Origin of the sequence: Streptomyces sp. NPDC059900, from assembly GCF_050270335.1 — a bacterium.
GTDB lineage: Bacteria > Actinomycetota > Actinomycetes > Streptomycetales > Streptomycetaceae > Streptomyces.
In genome coordinates, this window is sequence record NZ_JBNNJZ010000931.1 from 1 (window position 1) to 2,096 (window position 2,096).

Here is a 2,096-nt window from a genome sequence, read left to right on the forward strand (position 1 = left end):
AAGAAAAACATTCAACAACCACGTCGAGACCCTAAAACCCAGCCCACGCCTCAAGGTCCGGCGCTTCCCCTACACCATCAACGGCGAGCGTGTGTGGGTGGAGACACTCGATGTCGGCAACGACAACGGCCGGCACTTTCCGACCGTCGGCCGCGAGTTCGAGGAGCAGGCCGGCACCCCGGAAGTCCCCGTGGGCAACGCCCTCTGCCGACTCCTCCCCATCCAGGCGCTGGTGGCCTTCGCCGTCCCCCGGCTCACCGAACTGCTCGCCGCTGACGCCGCCGCATCATGTGCGGGTTCCCCAGCCCCCAACGCCTGACATCTCTCCCCCGCTACGCGCGTTCTGCCGCCGGTCCGACAGGCCGAGCCGTGTGCCGGCAGGGCGAGACCGCCGGGAGAGCAAGCTGATTTCCGCCGCGCTCCTTGCTGCCCGGCGAAGCACAGGCCCCCGGTCATCACGCCGCCCCGAACTGCGGTGTCCTGCCGCTCTGCCCCGTGAGGAAGATCACTGGGGACAACCCGGGGCATCCGCACATCATCCTCCTTCGTGATCAAGGAGTTCGCAGCGGCAGCTGCGGACCGAGGCCGAGTGGCCGGTTCGTCGGATTCAGATAAGGCACAACCCTCCATGCCCCCCGAAAAGCGCATTCTGGCGCGCGCAACGCGTCGCCATGTCCTCGCGGCCACCGTCCTGGGTGCCGTGACGCCCGTAGGGATCGGCGTAGGCATGGCCGTCCGCGCCCAGAGTGACCCCGGCAGCACACCCCTCACGCCTCACCAGTCACCCGACATGGACACGGCGGCCCCTTCGGGTACGTGGGCTGCCTCCGGGCCGCAGCCCGTGACCGAGGAAGCGGTCGTGCAGATCGTCGCGCACCCCGACGACGACCTGTTCTTCATCAATCCGGAGGTCGGGCAGTCGCTGCGCAGCGGCCGGCCCCTGGTCACCATCTACCTGACGTCCGGCGAGTCCAACGGCATCAACGGGCCCTGGCAGGGCGCGGGCCGGGGCATCGCCCGCCCCACGCCCGACAAACCCAGGTTCGCCAAGGCGCGACAGAACGGCATACGTGCCGCCTACGCGGAGATGGTCACCGGACAGCCGGGCCACCCCTGGCAGCGCACGGTCATCGCGACGGCGGGCGGCGGGCGGGCGGAGCTCGACACCTTGCAGGGCTATCCCCACATCCAACTCGTGTGGACGCTGCTGCACGAGGCGGGCAGCATCGCCGGCGACCGGCCGCACAGCCTGCACGGCCTGTGGGAGGGGCGGGTCGGCGTGCTCGGCTCCCAGTTGGCGCACGGCGGTGTGGTCACCCGCGACTTCTCGTACACCAAGGAACAGCTGATCCGGACGCTGGTCGGCTATCTGGAGCGGTTCGGGCCGACGCAGGTACGGATGCAGAACCCGACGCCGGGCCGTCTGGACCGTAACCTCAAGTGCTCCGACCACCAGGATCACCGGTTCGGCGCACGGTTCGTCCAGCAGGCACTGGCCCGGTACGCGGCCTCCGGATCGCGATCGCGTCCGCACTTCACCGTGCAGACCTATATGGGCTACTTCAACGGCGGCCTGCCCCAGACGCTCGACCCCGCCTCCGGCGCGTCCAAGGCCCGCACTCTCGAGACGTATGCCGGGGGTGATGCCCCGCACGACGCCTGCAAGGACGCGGCGGGCTGTGGTGACCTCAAGGTCGCCGCGAGCCCCAAGCCCCGCTGGTCGCACAGCATCCACCACGCCGGCGAGAGCAGCGCCGACTGGCTGCTGGCGGGCACGGATGACAGCCTGAGGGCCTTCGCCGTACTGGACGGCCGGATCGCCCACTGGCACCGGCCGGGCGGCAGCGGCGCGCGGTGGAAAGCCGGACGGTGGACGGGTCCCGTGCTCCAGCCGGAGACCGGAATCGATACGGGCGTGCGGCCGGTGCCCCTGCCCGACGGCCGCATCGCCGTCTTCGGCACCCGCACACTGCTGGGCAACCATCCGGCCGACTACCGCAAGGAAGTGGGATTTATCGTTCAGCAGGCCCCGGGCAAAGCCTTCGGTCCCTGGCAGTCGCTGGGCAGTCCGGAGCTGTCGGATGAGGTCGTTACCC

At 69.8% G+C, this 2,096-nt stretch carries 2 protein-coding genes; both read left to right on the forward strand.

Going from position 1 to position 2,096, the window contains the following annotated elements:
* Positions 1–319, forward strand: a 319-nt coding sequence (locus ACQKIP_RS45855; protein WP_427745713.1) for an AAC(3) family N-acetyltransferase, incomplete at its 5' end; no start/stop codon positions are given.
* Between the two features lie 540 nt (positions 320–859).
* Positions 860–2,096, forward strand: a 1,237-nt coding sequence (locus ACQKIP_RS45860; protein ID WP_427745714.1) for a PIG-L family deacetylase, incomplete at its 3' end; no start/stop codon positions are given.